This is a genomic window from Ruoffia sp. FAM 26254 (assembly GCF_045528545.1).
GTDB classification, from domain to species: Bacteria; Bacillota; Bacilli; order Lactobacillales; family Aerococcaceae; genus Ruoffia; species Ruoffia halotolerans.
Genome location: NZ_JBGQQY010000011.1, coordinates 39,103 through 63,347, shown reverse-complemented (window position 1 = coordinate 63,347; position 24,245 = coordinate 39,103). Strand labels below are relative to the sequence as shown.

The 24,245-nt window shown below is 36.8% G+C and carries 18 protein-coding genes and 5 pseudogenes; 3 read left to right on the top strand and 20 right to left on the bottom strand.

The window, feature by feature from the left end; translation table 11 throughout:
* Nucleotides 1-98: pseudogene (locus ACEN3Z_RS04610) on the top strand (IS3 family transposase); the annotation flags it as partial.
* A gap of 332 nt (nucleotides 99-430) precedes the next feature.
* On the opposite strand, the pseudogene ACEN3Z_RS04605 reads toward ACEN3Z_RS04610, so the two are convergent.
* Together ACEN3Z_RS04605 and ACEN3Z_RS04600 are read right to left on the bottom strand one after the other, a co-directional pair.
* A pseudogene (locus ACEN3Z_RS04605) lies at nucleotides 431-892 on the bottom strand (threonine/serine exporter family protein).
* Nucleotides 893-903: 11 nt separating this feature from the next.
* Nucleotides 904-1,650: pseudogene (locus tag ACEN3Z_RS04600) on the bottom strand (threonine/serine exporter family protein).
* Between the two features lie 252 nt (nucleotides 1,651-1,902).
* On the opposite strand from ACEN3Z_RS04600, the gene ACEN3Z_RS04595 reads away from it, so the two are divergent.
* A complete protein-coding gene (locus tag ACEN3Z_RS04595; protein ID WP_407089826.1) occupies nucleotides 1,903-2,703 on the top strand; it encodes a hypothetical protein in 801 nt (266 codons plus the stop codon).
* A gap of 99 nt (nucleotides 2,704-2,802) precedes the next feature.
* Here the strand turns inward: ACEN3Z_RS04595 and ACEN3Z_RS04590 are convergent, their stop codons facing one another.
* The 18 genes and pseudogenes from ACEN3Z_RS04590 to ACEN3Z_RS04505 form a co-directional block, all read right to left on the bottom strand.
* A complete protein-coding gene (locus ACEN3Z_RS04590) occupies nucleotides 2,803-3,936 on the bottom strand; it encodes an ABC transporter ATP-binding protein (protein WP_407089825.1) in 1,134 nt (377 codons plus the stop codon).
* A gap of 14 nt (nucleotides 3,937-3,950) precedes the next feature.
* Complete coding sequence (locus tag ACEN3Z_RS04585; protein WP_407089823.1) at nucleotides 3,951-4,715, bottom strand: MurR/RpiR family transcriptional regulator; 765 nt, start codon at nucleotides 4,713-4,715, stop codon at nucleotides 3,951-3,953.
* Between the two features lie 15 nt (nucleotides 4,716-4,730).
* Entirely contained in the window at nucleotides 4,731-6,056 is a 1,326-nt protein-coding gene (locus ACEN3Z_RS04580; protein ID WP_235888748.1) for a glycoside hydrolase family 30 beta sandwich domain-containing protein, read from the bottom strand.
* Nucleotides 6,053-6,664, bottom strand: a complete 612-nt coding sequence (locus ACEN3Z_RS04575; protein ID WP_138403839.1) for a DUF624 domain-containing protein — start codon at nucleotides 6,662-6,664, stop codon at nucleotides 6,053-6,055. Before ACEN3Z_RS04575 ends, ACEN3Z_RS04580 begins: the two co-directional genes overlap by 4 nt.
* 37 nt (nucleotides 6,665-6,701) lie before the next feature.
* Nucleotides 6,702-8,324, bottom strand: a complete 1,623-nt coding sequence (locus ACEN3Z_RS04570) for a sugar ABC transporter substrate-binding protein (protein WP_407089820.1) — start codon at nucleotides 8,322-8,324, stop codon at nucleotides 6,702-6,704.
* 18 nt (nucleotides 8,325-8,342) lie between these two features.
* Complete coding sequence (locus ACEN3Z_RS04565; protein ID WP_407089831.1) at nucleotides 8,343-9,212, bottom strand: carbohydrate ABC transporter permease; 870 nt, start codon at nucleotides 9,210-9,212, stop codon at nucleotides 8,343-8,345.
* 29 nt (nucleotides 9,213-9,241) lie between these two features.
* Entirely contained in the window at nucleotides 9,242-10,105 is an 864-nt protein-coding gene (locus ACEN3Z_RS04560; protein WP_407089830.1) for an ABC transporter permease, read from the bottom strand.
* 103 nt (nucleotides 10,106-10,208) lie between these two features.
* On the bottom strand, nucleotides 10,209-11,147 hold the full coding sequence (locus ACEN3Z_RS04555; RefSeq protein WP_407089818.1) for an ROK family protein: 939 nt from the start codon (nucleotides 11,145-11,147) through the stop codon (nucleotides 10,209-10,211).
* Nucleotides 11,148-11,150: 3 nt separating this feature from the next.
* Nucleotides 11,151-12,161 carry a LacI family DNA-binding transcriptional regulator gene (locus ACEN3Z_RS04550; protein ID WP_138403842.1) on the bottom strand — a complete coding sequence of 337 codons (1,011 nt, stop codon included), beginning with the start codon at nucleotides 12,159-12,161 and terminating at the stop codon, nucleotides 11,151-11,153.
* Between the two features lie 178 nt (nucleotides 12,162-12,339).
* Nucleotides 12,340-14,484 carry a glycoside hydrolase family 3 N-terminal domain-containing protein gene (locus ACEN3Z_RS04545; protein ID WP_407089816.1) on the bottom strand — a complete coding sequence of 715 codons (2,145 nt, stop codon included), beginning with the start codon at nucleotides 14,482-14,484 and terminating at the stop codon, nucleotides 12,340-12,342.
* Between the two features lies 1 nt (nucleotide 14,485).
* Nucleotides 14,486-15,925 carry a 6-phospho-beta-glucosidase gene (locus ACEN3Z_RS04540; RefSeq protein ID WP_407089814.1) on the bottom strand — a complete coding sequence of 480 codons (1,440 nt, stop codon included), beginning with the start codon at nucleotides 15,923-15,925 and terminating at the stop codon, nucleotides 14,486-14,488.
* 467 nt (nucleotides 15,926-16,392) lie between these two features.
* Nucleotides 16,393-17,685 (bottom strand): FGGY family carbohydrate kinase, encoded by a 1,293-nt coding sequence (locus ACEN3Z_RS04535; RefSeq protein ID WP_407089829.1) that lies wholly within the window; start codon nucleotides 17,683-17,685, stop codon nucleotides 16,393-16,395.
* The gene (locus tag ACEN3Z_RS04530) at nucleotides 17,685-18,578 is read right to left on the bottom strand and encodes an NADP-dependent phosphogluconate dehydrogenase (protein WP_407089813.1); all 894 of its coding nucleotides are present in this window, start codon (nucleotides 18,576-18,578) and stop codon (nucleotides 17,685-17,687) included. The genes ACEN3Z_RS04535 and ACEN3Z_RS04530 overlap by 1 nt, the downstream gene beginning before the upstream one ends.
* 10 nt (nucleotides 18,579-18,588) lie before the next feature.
* Nucleotides 18,589-19,914 (bottom strand): 6-phospho-alpha-glucosidase, encoded by a 1,326-nt coding sequence (locus tag ACEN3Z_RS04525; RefSeq protein WP_407089812.1) that lies wholly within the window; start codon nucleotides 19,912-19,914, stop codon nucleotides 18,589-18,591.
* A 26-nt stretch (nucleotides 19,915-19,940) separates the two neighbouring features.
* Nucleotides 19,941-21,557 (bottom strand): PTS transporter subunit EIIC, encoded by a 1,617-nt coding sequence (locus ACEN3Z_RS04520; RefSeq protein WP_407089810.1) that lies wholly within the window; start codon nucleotides 21,555-21,557, stop codon nucleotides 19,941-19,943.
* Nucleotides 21,558-21,670: 113 nt separating this feature from the next.
* Nucleotides 21,671-22,402, bottom strand: a complete 732-nt coding sequence (locus tag ACEN3Z_RS04515) for a MurR/RpiR family transcriptional regulator (RefSeq protein WP_407089809.1) — start codon at nucleotides 22,400-22,402, stop codon at nucleotides 21,671-21,673.
* A 506-nt stretch (nucleotides 22,403-22,908) separates the two neighbouring features.
* Nucleotides 22,909-23,348 (bottom strand): annotated as a pseudogene (locus tag ACEN3Z_RS04510) ((deoxy)nucleoside triphosphate pyrophosphohydrolase).
* A gap of 337 nt (nucleotides 23,349-23,685) precedes the next feature.
* Nucleotides 23,686-23,991, bottom strand: a pseudogene (locus ACEN3Z_RS04505) (PTS sugar transporter subunit IIC); the annotation flags it as partial.
* Nucleotides 23,992-24,078: 87 nt separating this feature from the next.
* Here ACEN3Z_RS04505 and ACEN3Z_RS04500 point away from each other — a divergent pair.
* The gene (locus tag ACEN3Z_RS04500) at nucleotides 24,079-24,243 is read left to right on the top strand and encodes a hypothetical protein (RefSeq protein WP_407089808.1); all 165 of its coding nucleotides are present in this window, start codon (nucleotides 24,079-24,081) and stop codon (nucleotides 24,241-24,243) included.
* Nucleotides 24,244-24,245: the final 2 nt, after the last annotated feature.

The window sequence follows — 24,245 nt, the reverse complement described above, 5'->3', positions numbered from 1 at the left end:
ATTATGAGGACGTAAAAAAGCTCATTGAAGAGTATATGGATTACTACAACAATGAGCGTTACCAATGGAACTTAGCGAAGCTAAGCCCTATTCAATATTATCAGTTTTGTACTACCAATGTCTATCCTTTAGCAGATATTTATTCAACACCTGCATTACCGCACATCAGAACGATTGAAATTGAAGAGTGAAATGCACTCAAAATATGTCTCAAATTGTCCTTGACTATAGGACCAGTTCACCCATTCTTCTCGAGTTGAGCGAACTTGAGAACAATCGGGCGGCCATTCTTCTCGAGTTGGGGGAACTTGAGAACAATCGAGTGGCCATTCTTCTCGAGTTGAGTGAACTTGAGAACAACCGATACACGATTCTTCCCGAGTTGAATAAACAAAAGACCCCAAATCCGATTCGAATTTGAGGCCAAATTTTATTTATTCATTGCTTTCTCCATTTTTTTCAGTCGCCTTGCCTTAGTCTCATTCTCAATTAATTTCACAACCATGAATCCTAAAACAATGGCACCCGCTGTCCATAGTACATCCATCATGTAGTTAGCGCACTCAATATAGTTTTCTTCAACCACGGATCGCACTGCCATATAAGCCGCTCCCCCTGGAACTAAAGGTACGATGGCTGGTGTGTTTAAAGTAATAACCGGTAATCTTAATTTTCTAGATAGGAAAATACAAATCAACCCAATCACAACGGAGCCCACAAAATTCGATATCGCCAAATCCCCGATTGCTTAATTAATCGCCCAAAAGCTCATCCAACCTAAAGTCCCAGCAATACCTCCAAATACAATACCCCTTCGAGGTCCATTTAAAATAATACCAAACGACACACTCGCAATGAAACTAAAGACAATTTGTTCAATAAATTCAGTCATATACTATCTCCTTAAGAAAACCATTGTAAAGTCATCGCAATCCCAATTCCAATTACAACTGAAATTAGTATGGCTTCAACCGTTCGAACAATTCCCGTTAGTAAATGCCCTTCAAATAAATCTCGCATTCCTTACGTAATTGCCAGTCCAGGAACCAATGGCATAATACAGCCAATAATTAAACTATCCAAATTAGCCACAAAGCCCATCCGGTAGCATATGACTGAAACGAGTGAAATCATAAACGCCGCAATCAAGTCATTAATAAATTTCATTTCCGTTCGAACGTAAATTCGATTCGAGGTAAAATAACCGAGTGACCCGATAGTAAAAGCGGTCAACACATCACTATACGTTCCACCTAGTAAAAGCATTAACGAAAAGCTAGCTAACCCCGCTGCTAACATCCGGTAATACTTATTGAACTCAGGTGTCTGTAAATCCACTGACTGCAAAGCTTTATAAAGATATATCAAAGAAATTTTACCTTCAGCATACTCACGTGAGTAGCGATTTGTTGCATCAATCTTCTCTAAATTGATTGAACGGTTCCGAGCTTGAGTCATTTGAGAAGTCGATTCATCATTAATACTCATGAAAATCCCAGTCGCTGTCACATAACTTTCCGTGTCCAATTTTTTACTATTTTGTGCAATGCGTTGCATCGTATCCTCACCTCTGTACACTTCCGAACCAGACTCCATCATAATTCTTCCAGCAAGTAGCGCTGTTTTCAGCAGTAAATTTTTATTATCCATCAAAATCACCTCTTTCGAATAAGCATAACATAAAATGAGTTACATGCATGAAAACAAAGCTTAAAATAATATCACTGAGGTAGTGGAACTATTTATAGGAAAAATATCTGATAATTGGGTTAGCAAACTCTATTTTCAGATGTAGTGCCCGCTACTCACATTACCTCATACAATCTGAACTTATTGTACGAGCTATCCTTTTTTTGAGTTTAGTATGGTAAGCTTAAATAAAATTAAATGGAGGTGTCACTTATGGATAGAAAAAACATTCAAATGATCGAATATCGACGAAAAATTAATGACAATCTGTTTTTAAGCGTCATTATTAGTTTCAAAAGGCTATCTGCGGGTCCAATTTTTCGGGATGCATCTGGGGAAAATATAAAAAAAAATGACTTGTTATTTATTCGTCATTTTTCAGAAGAAGATTTAAATAGATATTTAGATGAATTAGAGGCACTTGATTTCTTCAATTGGCCGTCCCATCAGTATTCAGATCTAGACTCCGTTTCGGAAATTCTTAATTTTATTGTCCTTGACGGCTCAGTTAATTATATATTTGGTATGCCTCTGCAAACTGAAAAAATGGTTGCCGCCCATAAAGCAACAGAAAAACTCCTTCAGATGTCAATTGGTAGTGAAACAGACTTTAGTGATTTTGATATAATTAGCGATTATAATGAGCTTTCTTTTTTAACGTTTAATGTCGAGGGAACCAAAAACGAATACTATGATATCACTATTGATATGAATCATAATGTCTATCATCTAGAAGTATCAGATAGCTTTGGCAGATTAGTAGCAGAGAATAAAACAGGTTCCCTCCGAACATCTACAATCAAAAAACTGAGGAAGAAATTGCTTAAGTTAGACTTACTGTCGTGGCCGATCGAAACTGAGAAGGTGGACATGATTAATCCTAGTAAGCCTTTTATACAATATAGTTTTGAAGTTTTTGAATTCATAACCTTTGGAGACCCGACCGAACCAAATCATCTGGCAGAAGTCCATAAAGCAATTGAACTTCTCATTAGCCAACCTTTTGGGAGTTAGGAATGGTATCGTAAATAGCCAAAATAAAAACAGCCTTTACCATCCAACATTTAGAAAATGGATGATAAAGGCTGTTTTTATAAATTTATGATTACGACTCTACTTCGCTGCAACTGCAGCCTTCTTCGCATTCCGAATCACAACTTCACTGTCTTTATCAAAGAAGTGAGCTTTATTCATATCGAATGCCATTGTGATTGATGAGCCGGGTTCACGGTAATCACGCGCATCCACTCTGGCAATAAATTCTCTATTTCCAGAGTTTAAATATAACATTGTTTCAGAACCGAGTAATTCAGAAACTGTAATCGCTGCATCAAGCAACGTACTTGGATTCGCATCAATAAAAATTTGTTCTGTGTGGATATCCTCTGGTCTTAAACCAAAGATTAATTCTTGATGATTGTATCCTTCTGCAGCCAATAGTCTTTTATCTGGTTCAGAAACTTCTATTTGTGTACCATCATCCATCGTAATAAAGCCGTCATTATACTCCACATTGAAGAAATTCATAGAAGGAGATCCGATGAAACTACCAACAAAAACATTGACTGGATTATCATAAACTTCAACGGGTGTACCAATTTGTTGAATGTAGCCATCTTTCATAATAACGATACGAGTAGCCATTGTCATTGCCTCAGTTTGATCATGAGTGACATAAATTGTAGTTGTTTGAAGACGTCTATGTAACTTTGCAATTTCAGTACGCATTTGAACACGAAGTTTCGCGTCTAAGTTAGATAAAGGTTCATCCATTAAGAAGACGTCAGCATCCCGCACAATTGCACGCCCTAAAGCAACCCTTTGTCTTTGTCCACCAGATAATGCTGCTGGTTTTCGATCTAAATAATCAGTCAAGCCTAGAATGACTGCTGCATTTTTTACACGTTCTTCAATTTCTTTTTTATTATATTTTCTTAATTTTAAACCGAATGCCATGTTATCGTAGGCTGTCATATGAGGGTATAAAGCATAATTTTGAAAGACCATCGCAATCCCTCTATCTTTTGGAGCGACTTCATTCATCAACTTTCCGTCAATGTGTAATTCTCCTTCAGTAATATCCTCTAACCCCGCTATCATACGCAAAGTCGTTGACTTTCCACAACCAGACGGTCCTACGAATACAATAAATTCTTTATCTTCAATGTCTAAGTTAAAGTCCGTTACAGCATTTCTATCATTACCTTCATATTGTTTCCCTAAATTTTTTAAGTTAATATCTACCATTCTAGTATTCCTTCCTATTCTAAAGTTTCTTTAACATCAATGTTTGAATCCTCATTATTAAGATTGAGAAGTGCATCAGACAAAACTTCAATAATATACAATGATGGAATTTGACTCGTTAAATCTTCATGCTGTTTCAACCTGACAAATGGCACTCTATAATCCAAAACATAATCACTCATCAATGCTAAATTGCTATCCGCGTTAGCGGTTATCGCAACGATTTTATAATCTAAGTTATTCTTGAATCCATTAACCATTTCCAATATCTCCGTTGTCATACCAGTGATCGATAGGACAAAAATAATATTTTCAGTTGTATTTCTTAGTTTAGAAAAAATTGGAAACGTCGGATCTGTCATCGCGTATGTATTATATCCAAGTATTGCTAATCGCCTCGCAGCATACTCACACATCGTTCCAGAGGAACCGATACCAAAAAATATAATATTTTCACAACTCTGTACTTGCTCAGCAATGGTTAGAATGCGTGTTTCAAAGTCATTTGGAAAATTAGAATCATCTAAATATTTTTTTGAAACGAATAACTCATTTTTTTCTACTTCAGAAGATTTAAAATGCGTTCTAAATTCAGTGTAACTGTCGTAACCGACTTTTCGAATAAAGCGCATCACTGAAGAGGATGACGTATGTGACTCATTCGCAATATCCCTCACACGCATAAAAGGTATTTTGTCCGAATTACTTGACATGTAATGATGTATCGCCCGCTCAGTCTCAGATAAACTATTAAAATCTAATTTTCCAAAAAATGACATGTTCCACTTCCTTTTCTATCCTTCAAACACGACAGTGAGCGCCGACTTTGCTTTGAGAGACACTACCGAGTCGACATCACCGGTTAATTGAACTACTTTTTGCTCATTTGAATCATTGAATAAGATAACAACGAGTGAGTGATCAATATTTTCAAAAGAAACGGTCTTAATAGTATCTTCCTCACTACTGAATATTCTACTTGCACCCGGTCTAACAAATTTACTGAAATGGGCCAACCCATAATAATCGAGTGTATACTCATATTCTTTTGTTAATTGATTGATTTTTAATAAACCGCGGCACGTACTTTCACCAAAGCCTGGGACGGTTGGTCCATTGTTTTCATCTAATGCCATATTCCATAATATAAATGATTTTGACCCATGCCTCATAATATCTATACCTGTTCGCATAAGGTTACTGAAAGCGAGTTCAAACTCAGGAATCCATTCTCCGCCAGATCCCTCAGTAAAGTGAATTTCTTTGTCTGGGAAAAACTGTTGGACTCTTGCTTGATTGATTGCTTTTCCACCATACCAATGCCAAGCAATACCATCCAAATTATCTGCCGCTTCGTCTAATAACGTGATTGGGTAATCGATTCGATCCCAATTATGATCATAGCCAAAAATCTTCGTAGCGTGCCCTGCTTTATCTAAGGTTGGTTTAAGGTAGTCCGATATGAACGTTGCCGCTTCTTCAGCCAATAATTCCATTCCTGGATAATGAGGGGGTACAAACAACGGTTCATTTTGTGGTGTGATCCCATAAACTGAGATACCTTCGTTTTTATAGGCCTGTATGAATTTCTCAAAATACCTTGCATAGACCTCATAATATTCCTCTAACAACTTTCCGCCAATCATACTCTTGGTTGTTTTCATCCATGCTGGTGCACTCCATGGCGATGCCATGAGTTTTAAGTCAGGATTAAGTTCCATGGCCCATTTCGTTAAAGGTAAAATACTTTCCCTATCATGATCAATTGTAAACTGGGTCAACTCTAAATCCGTTTGACCCTCTTCTATATCGTTATAACTATAGATAGAGCGTGAATAATCAGATGCCCCCATTGGATTACGAACTAGCGACAAACCAATACCATCATTATCAGCAAATAAGTGTGTCATTACCTCTTCTTTATCTTTATCTGAAAGGACTTTATCGATTAAATACGCTGAACTATCTGTAAAGGACGCACCAAAGCCATCTATTTTTTGATAGGTTTGCTTTTTATTAATTTCAATTGCTATGACATCAGATGATGTATCTACATCCGACATCTCGATTGCTTTAAAGAGATGGTTTCTATCATATGATTCATATATTTTTTGTGTCAATTAAGTTCACCTTCTTCTACGGTCATTTGAAATCGGTTGATACAGTACTCGTATATCTTTACTTGAATCATCATTGGCACACTCACGCCAAAGAAAAACCAGATAAACATTAACTTAGGTAAAAATATGGGTATTAACAATGAAATAACAATACTACTCAAACTTATACAAAAGAACCCTGTGTATTTCAGTGTTAAAAACACTGCGAATTGAATATTTTTAAACAAAGCTAGATTAAAATACGCAACAGTTAAGAATGTATTCATCACAACAATGATAAAAAAGGATAAGACGAGCAGCAATAAAAATTGGATCGGTGAATCTAATGTCAGTGAAATGACACCAACAAGAAACGCTCCAAGCGCTGCATAGACTAATGCGAGCAGCGATCCCGTAAATAGATTCGCTTTAAAGCTGTTTAAAAATTCTTTCATCGTTGGGTTACTTTTATCTAATTTGAATATTAAGTGATAACCAGCACTTACGGCACTCCCCATCGTGACGATAGGGAGGCTAAATATTACGGTTAGGACGTTTATAATAAGTAAGTTATAAACTGTATTCAAAAATTGATAAACGCCACCATCTAGACTGAATATTTTTTTCATAAGTGATAACGATCCTTTCTAATTCAACCATTCTTTGTTATTCAAGACCTAATTTTTCTCGATTAAGGTTCATTTTTTCATTTCTAATATCAACAATGCCATCCCAGCCATTTTCATCTAAAAACGCTTCATAATTAGCTAGTATACTATCAAACTCATCATCACTTGAAGAACGAATTAAACTGACTAATGTTGTATTCCAATTAGTGTTAATTGCAGATAAATTACGTGCTTCTTGCGTACCCGGCTCTGCATCAATATTTTCTAATACAAAGTGAGGATAGAGTAATCCTTCTCCCCATTCACGCGGCTGAATTAATGCAGGTGTTTGCATTGAGTCGCTCCCTAATGCCTGATATTTATCATGTCCGAAGAAAATAAACTCACTTAAGCGATACTCAGTTTTATAACGTTCTGAATCATTGTCTTTAATTTCTTGTATCTCTGGAAGTAAGACAATTTTTCCTTCTTCATCATATTCAAACGTCTCGCCTTCAACACCAAATGAAGTTAGAATACCACCATATTCACTTTGTAAATATGTAAAGACTTGCATTACTTTTGCAGGATCTTCTGTTGTTTTACTAATGTAGTTAATCATCCAGCCAGTAATCCCACTTTGATTTAATTTCGGATCATTACCTTCACTATGTTGTGGTCCGTCAATAGCAATATATTCAGCGCCTGGATTCGCAGCTAACCAAGTTTGTAAAGCACCACTCAGTTGAGCAATCCCGCTGATCATAATCGTTCCATATTGTCCTGATTTTACTTTTTCATCGAAAGCCGTTCCGTCATCTGAGAAACTATCATCTGAGATATTACCATCTGAATGAACCTGTCTTAATGTTCTTAGCCAACCCAAATATTCTTCATCTAAGTTTCTATTTTTAAAACTTCCATCTTCATTAACTAAGTCAACACCCAAGAAGTCTTGGAATACGTCCCCTAATGAGCCCGTACCTTCACCTAAATCATTGAATCCTAATGGAATTAAGTCAGGGTATTCTTCACTCATTTGTTCCATTGAAGCAATAAATTCTTCTGGCGTTCCAAAGTCCGGTTCTCCCATGGCTTCATACACATCTTTTCTAATTAAAAAGTTCGTATTTGCTGGAATCATGCCACTTTCATAATCTGCTGCTGTATTCGAATAGTTTGGATAGCCGTATGTATTACCATCCTCTAGTTGGAACCAATTCAATGTATCTTCGGCAGCCACTTCATTCCAGTATGGATCGTATTTTTCTGCCAACTCGTCTAATGAATATGCCCAAGTACTTGCTTGTTTTGCAACTTGAGAGTTCGAATCAAAGACAGTCACAATATCAGCCACATCTTCACCTGAAAACATCGTATTTAAATTCGTATCGTCACCTTTAATAAAATTCACTTTAATATTTAAATCTTCTTCCATCTTTTTAGTAACTATATCTTCTCCCCATGAATCATTCCACCAATCAGCGTTTACGTACCACGTTAACTCTGTCACTTCTTCTTTTGTATCTAATTGCCATGCTGGGGTAGTGGCATCTAATTCATAACGATCTTCAGCACTGTCCGCCACGATTTCCTCACTAGAGTTGTTCCCACATGCTGCTAATAAAAAGGCTGAACCTGCCAGTAAGATACTTTTACCAATTATTTTTTTAAATGTCATTATTTTTCCTTCTTTCTATTATTCTTTAACTGCGCCGACCATCATTCCAGAAATAAAGTGTTTTTGAAGTAATGGATAAATCAGTAATATTGGAATCGTTGTTACGACAATCGTTGCTAACTGAACACCTTTTGTCGTACTTTGGGCAACTGCCGTTCCTATATTTTGCATTCCCTGAGTTTGAGATTGGACAATGATTTCGTACAATTTCATTTGTAATGGGTATAAGCTTTTATCTGTAATATAAATTCTAGCTGTCATAAAGTCATTCCATTGATTCACTCCATTAAAAAGAGCTATCGTTGCGAGTGCTGGTTTTGATAAAGGTAGGAAAATTCGTAAGAATATCTTCCAATGCCCTGCTCCATCAATCATGGCTGATTCTTCTAGAGAAGCAGGAACACTTCTAAAGAAGTTCATTAGAATAATAACGTCATAGTAACTTAAGAGTGCTGGGATAATATATACCCAAAAACTATTCAACATACCTAACTCTCTAATTAAGAGATACATCGGAATCATACCACCTGAGAAAAACATCGTTGTAATTCCCATAGCAGAATATAATTTTCTCCCTTTTAGATTTGCTTTACTCATCGCATATGCCATCATGGCACAGAAGAAGACGTGAGTGACTACGCCAATAACTGTCTTAGATATAGAGATAACAAACGCTCTAATCATAGAGCTGTCTCTGAACACTGCTTTGTAATTCTCTAATGATAGTTCATCCGGCCAAAAAACAAAACTCCCTTTTGCTAGTGCCTGTCCAGATGCGAATGATGAAATTAATACATTCCATAAAGGAATAACGATTATTATTGTGAATAACGATAATACAATAATATTAATAACATTAAACAATCGACTATCAACGTCTTTTTTCATTACTTTACTTTTCACATAATTCTCCTTTCTTACAAAACAGATGTGTTGTCATTTAATCTTTTGGTCATCTGATTCGATGCAACTAATAAAATAACCGACACGAGCGATACACCTAATCCTACAGCAGTAGCATATGAGAAGTCCCCTTGAGCAATACCCATTCGGAAAACGTATGAGTTAATTACTTCTGCTCTGACCTGGTTTTGATTATTCATTAATACCATTGTTTGGTCTAAGTTAGATCCAAGCATCCCGCTAATTGTTAAGATAAGGTTCAAGCTAATTATCCCTTTGAGCATCGGTAGCGTTATTTTTGTAATTTGTTGGAAGCGAGTTGCACCATCAATTTTAGCTGCTTCGTAATATGCCGGGTCAATTTTTGATAAGGTGGCTAAGTACAATATCGTGCCCCAACCTGTATTTTTCCAAATATCAGATAATACAGCGATCCACCAGTACTTATCCGCCGTGAGTAAGTAATTTTGATTCCTAACTTCAAAGCCTAACCCAGCAAGAATGGTATTTAATAAACCGGTTGTTGATAGCCAATTAATTAACATTCCACCAAGTACAATCCATGATAAGAAATACGGCATATAAGAAATCGTTTGAACTAGTTTTTTGAAAGGGCCTTGTCTAAGTTCAAATATTAATATTGCGAATATAATTGGCAAACCAAATCCAATGATTAGTTTTAGGAAACTAATCCCTAACGTATTAATGACTGATCCCCAGAAAAATTTATCATTTAAAATGATTTCAAAATTTTCAAACCCAACCCATTTAGCTGTACCAAAAGTATCCAAAACTGTATAACGTTGAAAAGCAATCACTAAACCGTATATCGGAATAAAGTTAAAGATAATCATAAAAATGATTCCAGGCCATACCATTGTCTGTAATTCCCACTGATCAAAGAAAGCTTGGAACCAACTCTTGATACTTTTTCTTTGTTTTTTCTTCTGTTTCACTTTCACTTCCAAAACAACATCTCCTTTATTTCGTCTTTAACTTTAATGACCGTCGAATTGGGTAGACTGCTCCAACAATCCCAGCATCATTTTTTAGCTTAGTTTGCTTTATGGGGGCAATTGTTTTACCCATCAAATACTTTACGCTATCATGTCTTTGTTCCCATCTAACCAGTTCCTTTTGTAGTCGTGTGAAGAAGTCATTGTTTTCGCTAATTCCTCCACCGATTAGAACGACCTCAGGATCAAAAATACTGATTAAATTAATGAGGCCAATCGATAAATCACGGAAGAATTGCTCAATAACCTGCTTTGCTATTGAATCTGTCATCTCTTGTTCGAAGATAATTCTGGCATCATATATATCTTCAAATTCACTATTCTCTGCTTTTTTAAACTGGTTATATCTCATACACAGTCCACCAACGATAGCAGCCCGTTGATTGATTGAAGCTGTTTCGATATTGCCCTTCTCAGGGAGTTCATCAATAATCATCCAGCCAAACTCCCCAGCCATTCCATGGTGACCGCGGTATATATCACCGTTAATCACTATTCCTCCGCCAACCCCAGTACCTAATACAACACACAAGTAGTTGTCTATACCCTGCGCATTTCCAATCCAACGCTCGGCAATTGCTGCGGCGTTCGCATCATTTTCAATCTGAATCGGTATCTGTATATGTTTTTCAAGCTCTACTTTTAAGTTTACACCATACATCGCTTTCAATGACCCTGCAGTAGTAAAGTATCCATTCTTTTCAATAATACCCGGAGCACTAATTCCAACTGCTTTAATCTCAGGTGTGCCTTCAATGTTTCTTGTGATAATATTTAGTATATCTTTAATAAAAACGTTTTTATTTTTGCTCGTAGGTATTGAGCTTTTGTTCATCACATCCCCTTCTTCGCTCACTAGACCATACTTAATACTTGTACCACCGATATCAATACCTATATACACAATTTATCCCTCTTCCGTCATTATCATTTTCACGGATTTTCCTTCGATAAGTTCTCCCTCTAATTCCAAAGACTTTCCAGGCGCATCCGTTTCAATCATGTCAACCAAATGCCTCACAGCACATTGACCTTGTAATTCTATCGGATTGTTAATCGTCGTTAATTTTGGCTCAAAGTACTCCAATAACTCAATCCCATCAAAGCCTACAACACTAAAATTATCTGGCACAGTATAACCTAAATCATACAAGCTCTTAATTGCCCCAATAGCACTCAGATCATTACCTGCTAAAAAAGCTGTTGGATAATCTACTTCTGTCTCCATAAAATATTTTATAGACTCATAAGCTGCTTGTTCTTCAAATTTCCCCTCCAGAATATAGTCAGCTCTGAATGTTATTCCAGCCTTTTTCAAGGATTTTTTATAACCTTCAAAGCGCTCATCACTATCATAGACACCCGTAAATCCTGTAATATAAGCGATTTTAGTATGTCCTTTGTTAATCAAATAGTCAGTCGCTATCTCACCTTTGTTCTGGGAATCAAAAACAACACTGCCGATTGTTTCAGCCCGGATTTTTCGATCAATGAAAACCGCTTTGATTCCTTTTTGTTTAATAAGTCCTACTTCATCTTCATTAATATAGTCTTCAAAGCCTATAATACCGTCAACAACATTCCCCATGATGCTTCGCATCACTACATCTTTATTAGAAGTAATAAACACATTGATCCCATAACCTAATTTGTCCGCCTCTTGAGCGATTGCCTCAACTAACGGACTAAAGTACGGTCCACTAATACTATTGGTATAAAAGCCTAACATCTTTGTCATTCCAGATTTCAATTGCTTACCCATTAAGTTAGGGACATAATGTAATTTATTTGCTGCTTCTAATATTTTTTTCTTTGTTTCAGGTTTTACAACATCAACACCATTAAGTGCCTTTGACACAGTTGATATTGATACACTTGCTTCTTTTGCAACATCTCGGATTGTAATTCTTTTGTCCATATTATCACCATAAAAAACGTTTTCATTTTAGTTTGAAAGAATCGATCGCTTTCTTTAATATATGTACACTATAAATAAAAACGTTTTCATTATCAAGTCTTTTATTTCTTTTGGTGCTTATGCCAGCTTTTTGAAACATACTTCTCAATGGTACAAGCTGTACCATTGAGGTAATTACTTAATCAGTTAAATGAATACTTCCTATATACATCGCTGATTGACTGTCGAAGCCTAGATATAACTTAAACTCACCTACATCCGCTCGCTGTGTCAAATCACTATGAACATAGGCTAAATCTTCTTCTGTGATGATGAATTCAATCTCTTTTTCATCTTTGGCATTCACTGTTTCTACGCTCCATTTTTTTAACTCGCGCATGGGACGCGTCACCTGTGCTACCACATCTTGTAGATAGAGTTGCACAACCGTTGATCCTTTAATGTGGCTGATATTTTTTAAATCTGCACCTACTGTTATAGCTTCAGCTCTTGTCATAGTTTCTTTTGACAGAGTGATATGCTCTAAAGTAAATTCTGAATAACTTAAGCCATGACCAAATGGATATAATGGCGTATTTAATTCATCTAAATATTGCGATATATATTTTTCATTTTTATTATCATTTTTTTTAGGTCGTCCTGTTGACATCTGTGCGTATGTATTAGGTAACTGACCAACCGACCTCGGAAAACTCATTGGAAGCTTAGCTTGTGGATTGGCGCCGCCCATGAGTATGTTGGCAAGGGCATTCCCGCCTTCACTACCTGGAAACCAAGCTTGGATGATTGCTCTAGCTTCCTCGTTAATATTGCTCAAAGCTAAAGGTCTTCCACTAAATACGATGACAATTGTTTTAGCATTTATCTTACTTATTTCTTGAATCAATCTATCTTGTTTACGTGATAATTCGATGTTTACCAAACTAGATCCTTCACCTGATTCATCACTCTTTTCACCGACAGCTATAATCACTATATCTAGTTCTTTTGCTAGTTTTTTTGCTTTCTCAATGTACTCATCTGTTATATTTTCATTTTCACTAAAGTCTAAGGTTGATAAGTTGATACTTTTACTCGCTAATCCATCTGCCAATGATATCGCTTTATCATTTTGTCCCATCCAAGACCACGCGCCCAGAATATCTTGCGAAGTCGCTTTGGGACCAATTAATCCAACATTTTGACCATTTTTTAATGGAAGTATGCCATCATTTTTTAATAAGACTATTGATTTCTCAGCGATTTTACGTGTGCTGTCTCTCAATCCATCGATTGTTTTCTTATCTAATGAATCTTTTTCTAACCCTCTATATGGATCCTCAAATAAGCCTAATGCATTTTTTAGATTGAGTACCCTTAATACCGACTCATTTAAATTGTCGAGATTTTCAGCATTAACAATTAAGTTTAAGTGACTCAAATAACTATCACTCATCATATCAATATCGACACCTGCATCAAAAGCTAGTTCTGCCGATTCATAGCCGTCTTTTGCGACCCCATGTGGTACCAACTCAGCAATACTTGCCCAGTCAGAAATAAGTACACCTTCAAAATTCAAGTCTTGCCTTAACGTTTTTTGAATAACTCGTTTATTACCCGATACAGGTATTCCTTGTATCGTGTTGAATGAAGTCATCACTAACTTAACACCGGCATCAATCGCTGCTTTAAATGCTGGTAGGTAATTCTGATACATCTCGATGTCTGAGATATCAACAGTATTATAATCACGGCCAGCTTGAGCTGCGCCGTATCCAATAAAATGCTTAACACAGGCTGCCAAGCTATTTTTATCCTTCGCTAAATCCGTCCCTTGGTATCCCTCGATAAAAGCACGTGTAAGGGCCGCCGATAATATTGGATCTTCTCCGTTGGTTTCCATAACACGTCCCCAACGCGCATCTTTTACATAATCTGCATTTGGCGAAAATGTAACATGAATCCCTGCATTTGTTCCCTCATGGGCTGACAGCCTGGCTGCTTCTTTTATTATGGCCTCATCAAAAGATGAAGCCATTGCCAAAGGAATGGGGAAGATTGTTTCATAACCATGAATGATATCTGCCATAAATAACAAAGGAATTTTCAGTCTACTTTGTTCCAGATATTCTTTCTGAATATTATATACTTGTGAGGCTTTCTGAGTACCCAATACCGAACCTACCCGTGATAATTGCTCTGAATCTAGCTCCCATTCTTTCACGGGACCAGTGATTTCCCCACCTTGTTCAAAAAAATCAGGCGTCAACTGAACTAATTGGCCAATCTTTTCATCAAGGGTCATCTCATTGAGAAGTGCCACTAAGTCAACTTGCTTCATATTAGAGAATCTCTCCATTCGTTTCGATGACCTTCTTATACCAGTCAAATGAATCCTTTTTACTTCTATTTAAAGTACCCTGACCTTCATTATCTTTATCTACATGAATGAAACCATACCTTTTTTCCATTTCACCTGAACCAAAACTCACAATATCTATAATTCCCCAAGGTGTGTAGCCTAATAAGTTTACCCCATCTTCGATAACAGCGAGCTTCATTTGTTCAATATGTGCTTTTAAGTAGTCTATCCGGTATTGATCATGTATCTGCCCATCTTCTTCCACCTTATCATATGCTCCAAAGCCATTCTCAACAATGAATAAAGGTAAGTGATAGCGTTCATATATTAGGTTCAATGTATATCGCAATCCAACCGGATCAATCTGCCATCCCCAATCACTTGCTTCTACATAAGGATTATCTAACCATCTTGCATCAGGGAAATCTCCAATAGAGAATCCTTCTGCCGTGTCAACAGTCGTCACTGTACCGGACATATAATAACTAAAGCCGATATAATCTACTGTTCCTTCTTTGAGAATGGCTCTTTCTTTCTCTGAGATATCAATCTGATAACCTTTTGCTTCCCATTCTTTCTCAACGTACTCTGGAACAAGACCACGAGCATGGACATCACTATAGAAGAATCTACGATTCATGACCTTTAATGCCGCCATCTGATCTTCAGGTTTACTTGAATAAGGATACACTGGTACGTAAGCCATCATACAGCCTATTTGAAAGTCGGGATTAATTTGACGTCCCAGTTTGACTACTTTCGCACTGGCAATAAGTTCATTCATCGCTGCCTGATAGATGATTTCTTCTTTGTTTTCCCCTTCAGTAAATAATATAGCTGAATTTGTCCAAGTGTGAACATCATGCTGTCCGTCTGCCTGATTATTGATTTCATTAAACGTCATCCAATATCTTACTTTATCTTTATATCGTGTCATCACTGTCTCAGCATAAGTTACATATAAATCAATGACTTTTTTACTTCTAAATCCACCATAATTATGATACAAGGCTAATGGAATTTCAAAGTGAGACAATGTAATAACAGGCTGTATATCATTTGCTAGTAATTCATCGAATAAATCATCATAAAATTGAAGTCCCGCTTCATTTGGTTCTGAATCATCTCCATTTGGATATATACGTGTCCAGTTAATTGATGTCCTAAATACTTTTAAGCCCATTTCTTTAAACAATTTGATATCTTCTTTATAACGATGATAAAAATCAATGGCCTCATGATTTGGATAATACTCAGAGCTTAAGACACCTTCCGTTGTAATTTTTCTATCAATTCCATTCCCACCTGCTGTCATAACATCAGCAATACTTGGGCCTTTTCCAGCTACATCCCAGGCCCCTTCAATTTGATGAGCAGCTACAGCTCCACCCCATAAGAAGTCTTTAGGTAAATTCGCCATCTGTACCATTCCTTTCTATTTAAACGCTTTCTTAAAGTATAGACATTGGCACACTTGAATCCTAGTGTTAAGTTAGATGTTGGTTGTTATTTCAACAGAAAGGATAATTATTCTATCGCGGAACAGGGTGTACCAAACTAGATAAACAAGTTATTCTTCTAAATTCACACCAACAAAAATAACTCTCACATCAACTGAACATCTGATAGTTTCTAAGCTGGCGCTGATTCGAGACTCTTTTTAATAAATATTTTTAGTTTATGATTATTACGAATTTAACTTCTATTATCTTGCTACGTTTTAAGTAGGCTTACCTCATACAATCTAAACATATTGTACGAACTATCCAATTTTCCCCAACAAAAAAACCATGTTCGTTCACCGAACATGGTTCACTCTTTAATTCACTTTAGCAACTGCTAAATATTTCTTATATAAATCACTATAATCCACCGACTCATTTGGCTTCACATGTCATACTCATTCTCAAACGGCATGCCTTTAACTACGGCAATACTTCCTAGCGTTTCCGCATTTTCAACGACTGGAATGTATAGTGTGTAACCCAACACATCCGCAAGTAATTGCGAGAATGATTCCAACTTAGTAATGCCACCGACAAGTCCGATTGAATCGAACTCAACTAGCTCTTCGAGCAATTCTACGTTGTGCTTAATATTGAATATCATCCCCAACATAATCGAAAATAATACGGATTCCCGTGTACTCACACGGGTTAAATCATAGAGATTCCCCGTCGCAAATTCATTCCAAATCGGTGCGCGTTCTCCGTTTAAATAGGGAACAAACACGGAATCAGTTGCTGGTCTAAGTCCCGCAACAGTATTTAATTCCTCAAAGGTACTATTAAACACACGGTTTGTCCAAGACAAGACATCCGCTCCATTGTTACTCGGCAAACCAATCAAGTAATGATCTGGATCAATAGCATAAGAAAAATTTTGATACGCATTGTTTAATTGTGGACTCTTATGAACGACTCGGACTGCGTGGCTTGTCCCAATCGACAAATCTGCCGCGTTGGGCAAATCTCTGAATACATAATTCGACGAGATCCCATCCGATGTTCCTACAGATACAGTGGCTTCAATATCGAACAAAGAACTCAAGGCTGGGACATTATAATTTACTGCCTCAATGCGCGGTAGCTGCTTCTCGGCATCGATTCCAAGATTATTAAGTGACTCTTTATCCCAAGTTAATGTGTCTAAATTCAACAATCCACTACTTGAGGCATTACTTAAATCAAGCACCCATTCCCCAGTCAATCGGTGGAATAAGACATCTTTTAAAGAACCGACCACGATATCTTCCTCAATCAGATCACGTAAATCCATTAACTTGAAGTAAGGATTCATACTATGATTTGGCGTACCTGTTCGTTCATACTGGTCTTCCAATTGTTTTGCGGTCATATCCTCTAATGCTTTCACACCACGTTTATCGGCCCAAGCAATCACGGAACCTACTAAGTTAAAATCATACTCCATAAGTTGAACACTATGCATCGCAGTTGTCAGTATAATTTCTAACTGCCCCACTTGATGACGCTCAATTAATTTGTTTAAGCCATCTAGAATATGTTCCCAAATTTCATCTAAGTCCATTTCAAATATATCATTTGTACTATGAATCTTTAAGTGCGGGTATTTGACTGCACCAACCACTTCATGCCCTTTGTTAAACAAGTTAATCTTTATATTCGTTGTTCCTACATCAATACTTGCTATGTGATTCATCAATATTCTTTGTGCCCTCCAAAATTATAACGCATTGCGGATATAACTTGATTTGAGAAAGCAACATCTCGAAGTGATGCATTTCGCTGCATTAGTGAAAGTGATATGACTGGTGTAGGAACTTCTTCCTGCAAGGCTTCACTGATCATCCATTTTGCTTCTCCTGATGCATGGACTTTATGTCCAAATTGACTCAACTCAACGTCCGCCACCAATTCTTCATGAATATTTGATAACAGCGCTGATTCAATGATTGAGCCATTACTCCAATTACGCGTGACTTTACTCAAGTCAAAGTCGAATTGGCTTTGTTCTTTCAATAACTCTAAGCCTTCAGCGATAGCTTGCATCATCCCATATTCAATCCCGTTGTGAACCATCTTCAAGTAATGACCACTACCAGGTTGAGGGTAAAACTCAAAACCGCCTGGTACACATAGTGATTCCAATAAAGCCAGTAACGACTCATCTGTGTCAGCCGGCCCGCCTAACATCATACACGCTCCATACATTGCACCTTCAACCCCACCAGATAAGCCGCAATCATAGTATTTAATGCCTAAGTCTGCTAACGCTTCAAAGTTCTGAATTGAATCTTTATAGAACGAATTTGAAAAATCAATAATCATATCATCTTTTTTCAATAAACTTGAAAGCTCTTTAATCGTTGCCTTTGTTGGTTGACCTGCTGGTAAAACTAAGAACACAAGATTTTTCGTTTCTTGAAAGGATTTTAAATCTGAGATGCTCTTCAAATAATTTAACCGTTCATCCATATACACGTCAGCAATTAACGGATTCACATCGAATCCGTTAATTGTCTGACCTTGCTTATTCAATTGTTTAGCAAGCGATAACCCCATCTTGCCTAATCCAATAATTGTTATTTCCATAAAGACCACCTTAGTTTAATTCTGGCCAGAAATCACCATTGGCAACAATTAAATCATCTAATACTTCACGTGCTTTTGTTGCACTTGGTATCGTTCTAGATAATGTATAAGCTTGCCACACTTTTTGATAACTTCCTTCAATAAACCCTTCAACTAATAGTTTTTCCGATGAAGCCTGTTGGAACATTAGCGCTTGTTCGAACATTGGAATCTTTCCTTGAGCTAATGGCTCTGGTCCTTTTGAACCAATAATACATGGAACTTCAACCATGACATCATCTGGGAAGTTGGCAATCGCCCCATTATTTTCAACAATCATAATCATTCGCTCATGAGTATTGAATGCGATCGCTCGCGCTAAATCCACAATAAAAGATGCGTGACTATCAATATGGAAGCCATTTTCTTTAGCTGTTCCGGCAGCAATAATTCCTTTTGCTGTATCAAAGACATCTTTTTCACGTCCAGCCATTACTTCGTTTGCACGGGTGAATTCTGGATTAGAATGTTCAACCATTTCATCTGGGAACAGATAATATTGTAGGTATGTATTTGGCAAGAAGCGTGGCTCAACAGCGAATAAATCACGTGCTTTTTTATGTGTCTCTTGCCAGCTTGGGTCAGTATGTTGCGTATCAATCTCTACTTGGTTCAAGTATCCATTCTCTTTTACATAGGCTTTAACTTGTTCTGTGTAATCCGTTCCATCTTTTCCACGGATTGATGTCCACCAACCAAAGTGGTTTAAACCAAAGTAATCTACTTCTAATTCGTCTGGTGTCATGCCTAAGATCTGAGACATACGGCGTAACGTACCAACTGGCATATCACAAATATTTAAGACTTTAGATTCCGGCTTTAAGACGCGGCACGCTTCTGCTACGATTGATGCTGGGTTGGAGTAGTTTAACATCCAGCAATCTGGTGCATACTCTTCCATTAGGTCGATTAATTCAATCATGCCACCAATACTTCGCATACCGTAAGCCATTCCACCCGGTCCACATGTTTCTTGCCCGATTAAGTCATGCTTTAACGGTATTTTTTCATCTTGTTCACGCATTGCATATTTCCCTACTCGAATGTGTGCCATACAGAAATCCATACCGGTGAAAGCTTTCTCTGGATCTGTCGTATAAGCGAAATCAATATCTGGTGCTTCTTCTTTTAACATAATATCAATCGCTTCACCTAAAATCGCTTGACGCGCTTCATCATTATCATATAGATACAATCTTTCTAAGGGGAAGCGGTCGATATTTTCAAGTAACATTTTAACAATACCTGGCGTAAATGTACTTCCGCCTCCTGCAATAACAACTGAGAATTTCTTCATAATTTAATGACGTCCTTTCCTAATGACTAATCTTTTGAACTGAAGCCTAATACTTCATCAACTGACTTTCTAATTGATCCAACTTGAACCCCGTAAACTACTTGAACATTGTTCCCTTTGACAACAACTCCACTCGCTTGAGTTTCATTCTTCAACCCAGCTTCATCAACAAGTTCAGGATCTTTTAATACCGTTCGAAGTCTTGAATAACAATTCGTGACTGATTCGATATTATCTTTTCCACCTAACAACTCAACCACAGTAACTCCGATGCTTCCACGTTCTTGAGTAGCGACATCTACATCATCTTCATGGCTAAGGTTCGTTTGCTTATCTAAATAATCTTTTTTTGAATATAATCTTGTCTCCGCTCCCTCAGTCTCACGTCCGATTGTCTTCAAGTCCATAATTTTAATTAAGAGTCTAAAGACAACAAAGTAGATGACAAAGAACACAAGTCCAACCAGGATATACATTGGCCAGCCCGTTTTTTCAATTCCTAAAGGTACGTTCATTAATAAGAAATCAATAAAACCATTAGGACCAATTGAACGGACATTGAATATGTTTAATACAACCATACTTAAGCCACTTAAAGCCGCATGCACAACATATAAAATGGGTGCGATAAACATGAATGAAAATTCAATTGGTTCAGTAACTCCAGCAATAAATGAAGTAAAGGCTGCCGGAATAAGAATAGCTTTCGCACGTTGTTTCTTATCTGGATCTGCTGTAACGTACATTGCCAGACACGCTCCGATTAGACCAAACATCTTCGAAATACCACGCGCGTCCCAGATAACGCTTTCAGATAATTGACGAATTGACGGTTCAACCATCTCAGCATAATAAATATTACGAGACCCCTCGAATACAGCTTCCCCAATTACTTCAGTCCCACCAAGTGATGAATATAAGAATGGTGTATAAACTAAGTGATGTAAGCCTGTTGGGATAAGTAATCTTTCAAGAGCACCATATACGAACAGTCCAAAGTTACCCGCATGTTGAATCCACCCACCAAGTGAATTGATACCACTTTGGAAGAACGGCCAGATGTAAGTCATCACAATCGCAAAAATAACCACGACAGGAATTAAAATTATAAATGCAAAACGTGTTCCACCATAAATATTAAAAGCATTATTGAATTCAATATCTGCATACTTGTTGAATACATATGCGATGATGACACCAAGTAGGATCCCAGCGAATACACCCATGTCTAAAACTTGAACCCCTAGAACGACACTCTGTCCAGTTCCTCTTAAAGCTTCTGGATCAGCTAATGTTCCGTTAAGTTCCATAAATTTGTTCATAGCATTAATGAAAACTAAAAATGCTAACATTGCAGTGAAACCAGCTTCACCTTTTTTAATATCAGCTAAACCAACCGCAATTCCGACACAGAATATGATACCTAAATTCTGTAGAATTGTTACTAATGATCCGGATATAATCGTTCCAAATCCGACGGTGTATGGATTATCTAGAAATGGTACTACCTCTAGTAAATTTGGATTCGTAAAGATATTCCCAATCGCAATCAACAAACCAGCTATCGGTAGAATCAAGACGGGGATGAACATCGCTTTTGAAAAACGTTGCATGACATCCATGATACTTTGCCCTTTGTTCATACATGAACCTCCTTTTTGTTTGTAAATATACTCTAACATCAAAACGCTTTCATTAATATAGGGAAGGGTTTCTTAGAAATTTTTTCCAAAAAAAAGAAAAGTCTTTCTATAATTTAGAAAGACTTTTCAATAAGATACTCTAAATAGAGTAATAACATCGAATAAAATTGTGTGGAGTTAATATTATTTCGATCCAAAAACTGATTGTCATCAATCGTAAAAGCAATATCTGATAGCTTTGCGAGTGAATTATCACTGGAGTGGGTAAATGAAATAACACCTATACCTTTCTCTTTCGCAATCTCAGCTTTAGTATTCACGAGATCTGTTTCGCCACTTTTTGAAATACAAATAATATCTGAAATACGATGTAAATTATTGAGAAATAAAGCATTTGTATCCGCTCCATTAGAGTAATAAACCAACTCGCCTTGCCCAAGTATTTTCTTATATAAATACTCTCCGATAATCCCTGAATATCCTGTTCCAATAATGTAAAGTGAACGGTCATCTTTTTTTGTCCGCTCGACAAAATCTAGTAAATTTTTTTCATTTTGTATAAATATCTTCTGAATACTCGTTGATAAGTCACCAATATAAGTATCCACTTCGCCGTCCACTGTCTTAACTTGCTGACGACTCAAGTGATAAATCATATCTGTAAATCCATCGAATCCAAGCTTCTTAGCTAATCGAAAAATTGTCGACTTAGAAGTAAACGTCTCGTCCGCTAACTTTTGAATCGTCAAATCTTTTAACAAAGTCTGATTATTGTCGATATACTTCAGGACAGTATTTTCAATATCGGTAAATTTTTTGTTCGTTGTATAATAATTATGTTTCAATATGATATCCTTTCTAAAATGTAGTAGTTTATGATTCCGTTCATTTCATCTGTCTTTATTATACATCTAATTAGTTACTGCACCAAAAGCTAAATTTGATATTAATTTACAGGTATTTTGAGAAATATATTCTTATTATTGGCATTAAATCGTTTTATTTTACAAGGTAAGTTAACCATAAGTACCAATAAAAAAACACAGTTTATCAGCTGTGGTTTTCTATCTCTACTAATTCTTCGCATCCACTCCGCCAATAATCGTAAGCCGTTTAAAATAACTAAGATGGTTGACCCTTCATGGAACACAACACCCATTGGCAAGTCGAGCGTACCAATAATAATTAATATGACGAGAATTACAATCACTGAGATTGAGAAAATGAATGATACACATTTCTCAGTCTCATCTTGTAAATTATTCAACAAAAATTCTTTTTTCTCAAGTTGATTACTAATTAACTTTGGATCATATTGCGAGCCAATTTCTTTTCGATTGATAAAGCTTTTCTAAGTGATTGTTCTAATAGGTCCATCTTGAATACCTAAACTTAGATCAAGTTGGCTTAGTTTTTCAACAGCTGGTATATCTGCTGGTGCCCAATTTAATGCTTTAATCTCTTTAGAGGCGAGCCATTTAATAGCAACATGTTCAGTCAATACTAGTTCACCAAGTTCCAAATGACAGATAAATGTTGTTAAGTTAACAGTCCAAAATCATAGGTATAACTTGCTACATCAAAGATCTCGTCACTCACTACTACTTCGATTTTTAATTCTTCAATCAATTCTCTATGAAGTGCTTCTTGAGGCGTCTCACCTTGCTCAATCTTTCCGACAGGAAATTCCCATAAATAAGGTAAGGATCTCTCTCCTCCCCGTTGAGCGCATAATATCTTTCCTTCTTTTATTAGAATAGCTCCTACCACATTAATTATCTTAGTATCCACTCACCTTATCCTTACTATTATAATGTTAATTTGCATCATTGTACTTATCATTCTATATGAAAGCGAGGAATGTATGAAGGTCGTTTTGGAATTTGGTGATAGTTTTATAGCCCAAAAAACTACCCCCGTCGAATCTCAACAGGAAGAACTCTATCAAATTTCAACTAAAACTAACTTCTAACGTCTTTTCCGACTATCCTTCCGTATCAAGTACCACCCCAAACCAATGAAGGCTAAGCCACTGACAGTACTTGCATACATATTAGGTACCGTCGGACTCAATGAGATCAGGACAAATCCTAATGCAACAAGCAGTAATTGCCACTTTGCATTCATCTTAATTCACCGTATCAGACTCAGTGTCTTCTTCGATTCGAACTCTATTGGCCGCCAAGACAAATGGTACGTAGATAAAGGAGGCAACCACTATGTTAAAGAGAGATAGTAAGGCCGCTTCAATGCTACCACCCGTCGCTAGATATGCATATAATCCTGGTGGGGTAATCCGAGGAACTGCTAACAATACGGGCGGTACCCAACCCCATGATGTTGCGAAGTAAGCGATTGTTGCCAGAACAGGTGGTGTAATTAACCATGGAATCGCAAACTGTGGATTCAATACAATTGGCATCCCGTAAGCAATTTTTATCGTTAGTTTTTTATTATAGTTTGAAAGCATTATAGATTTTGCTAAATGATTAACCCTGATTGATTATTGAAGAGAAAATGAGTGAAGGATTGGATTTGGCTTCGTAATGATGCACGAAGACAAATACGAAACAAATACCGGCCTGGTGGTATCCCACCAAGCCAAATACCTGCCCACGAATCATCGCCAGATCTCCTTTACTCTCTATTATACTCAACAGCTCCAAAAAAAGAACTACCAAAATAAAT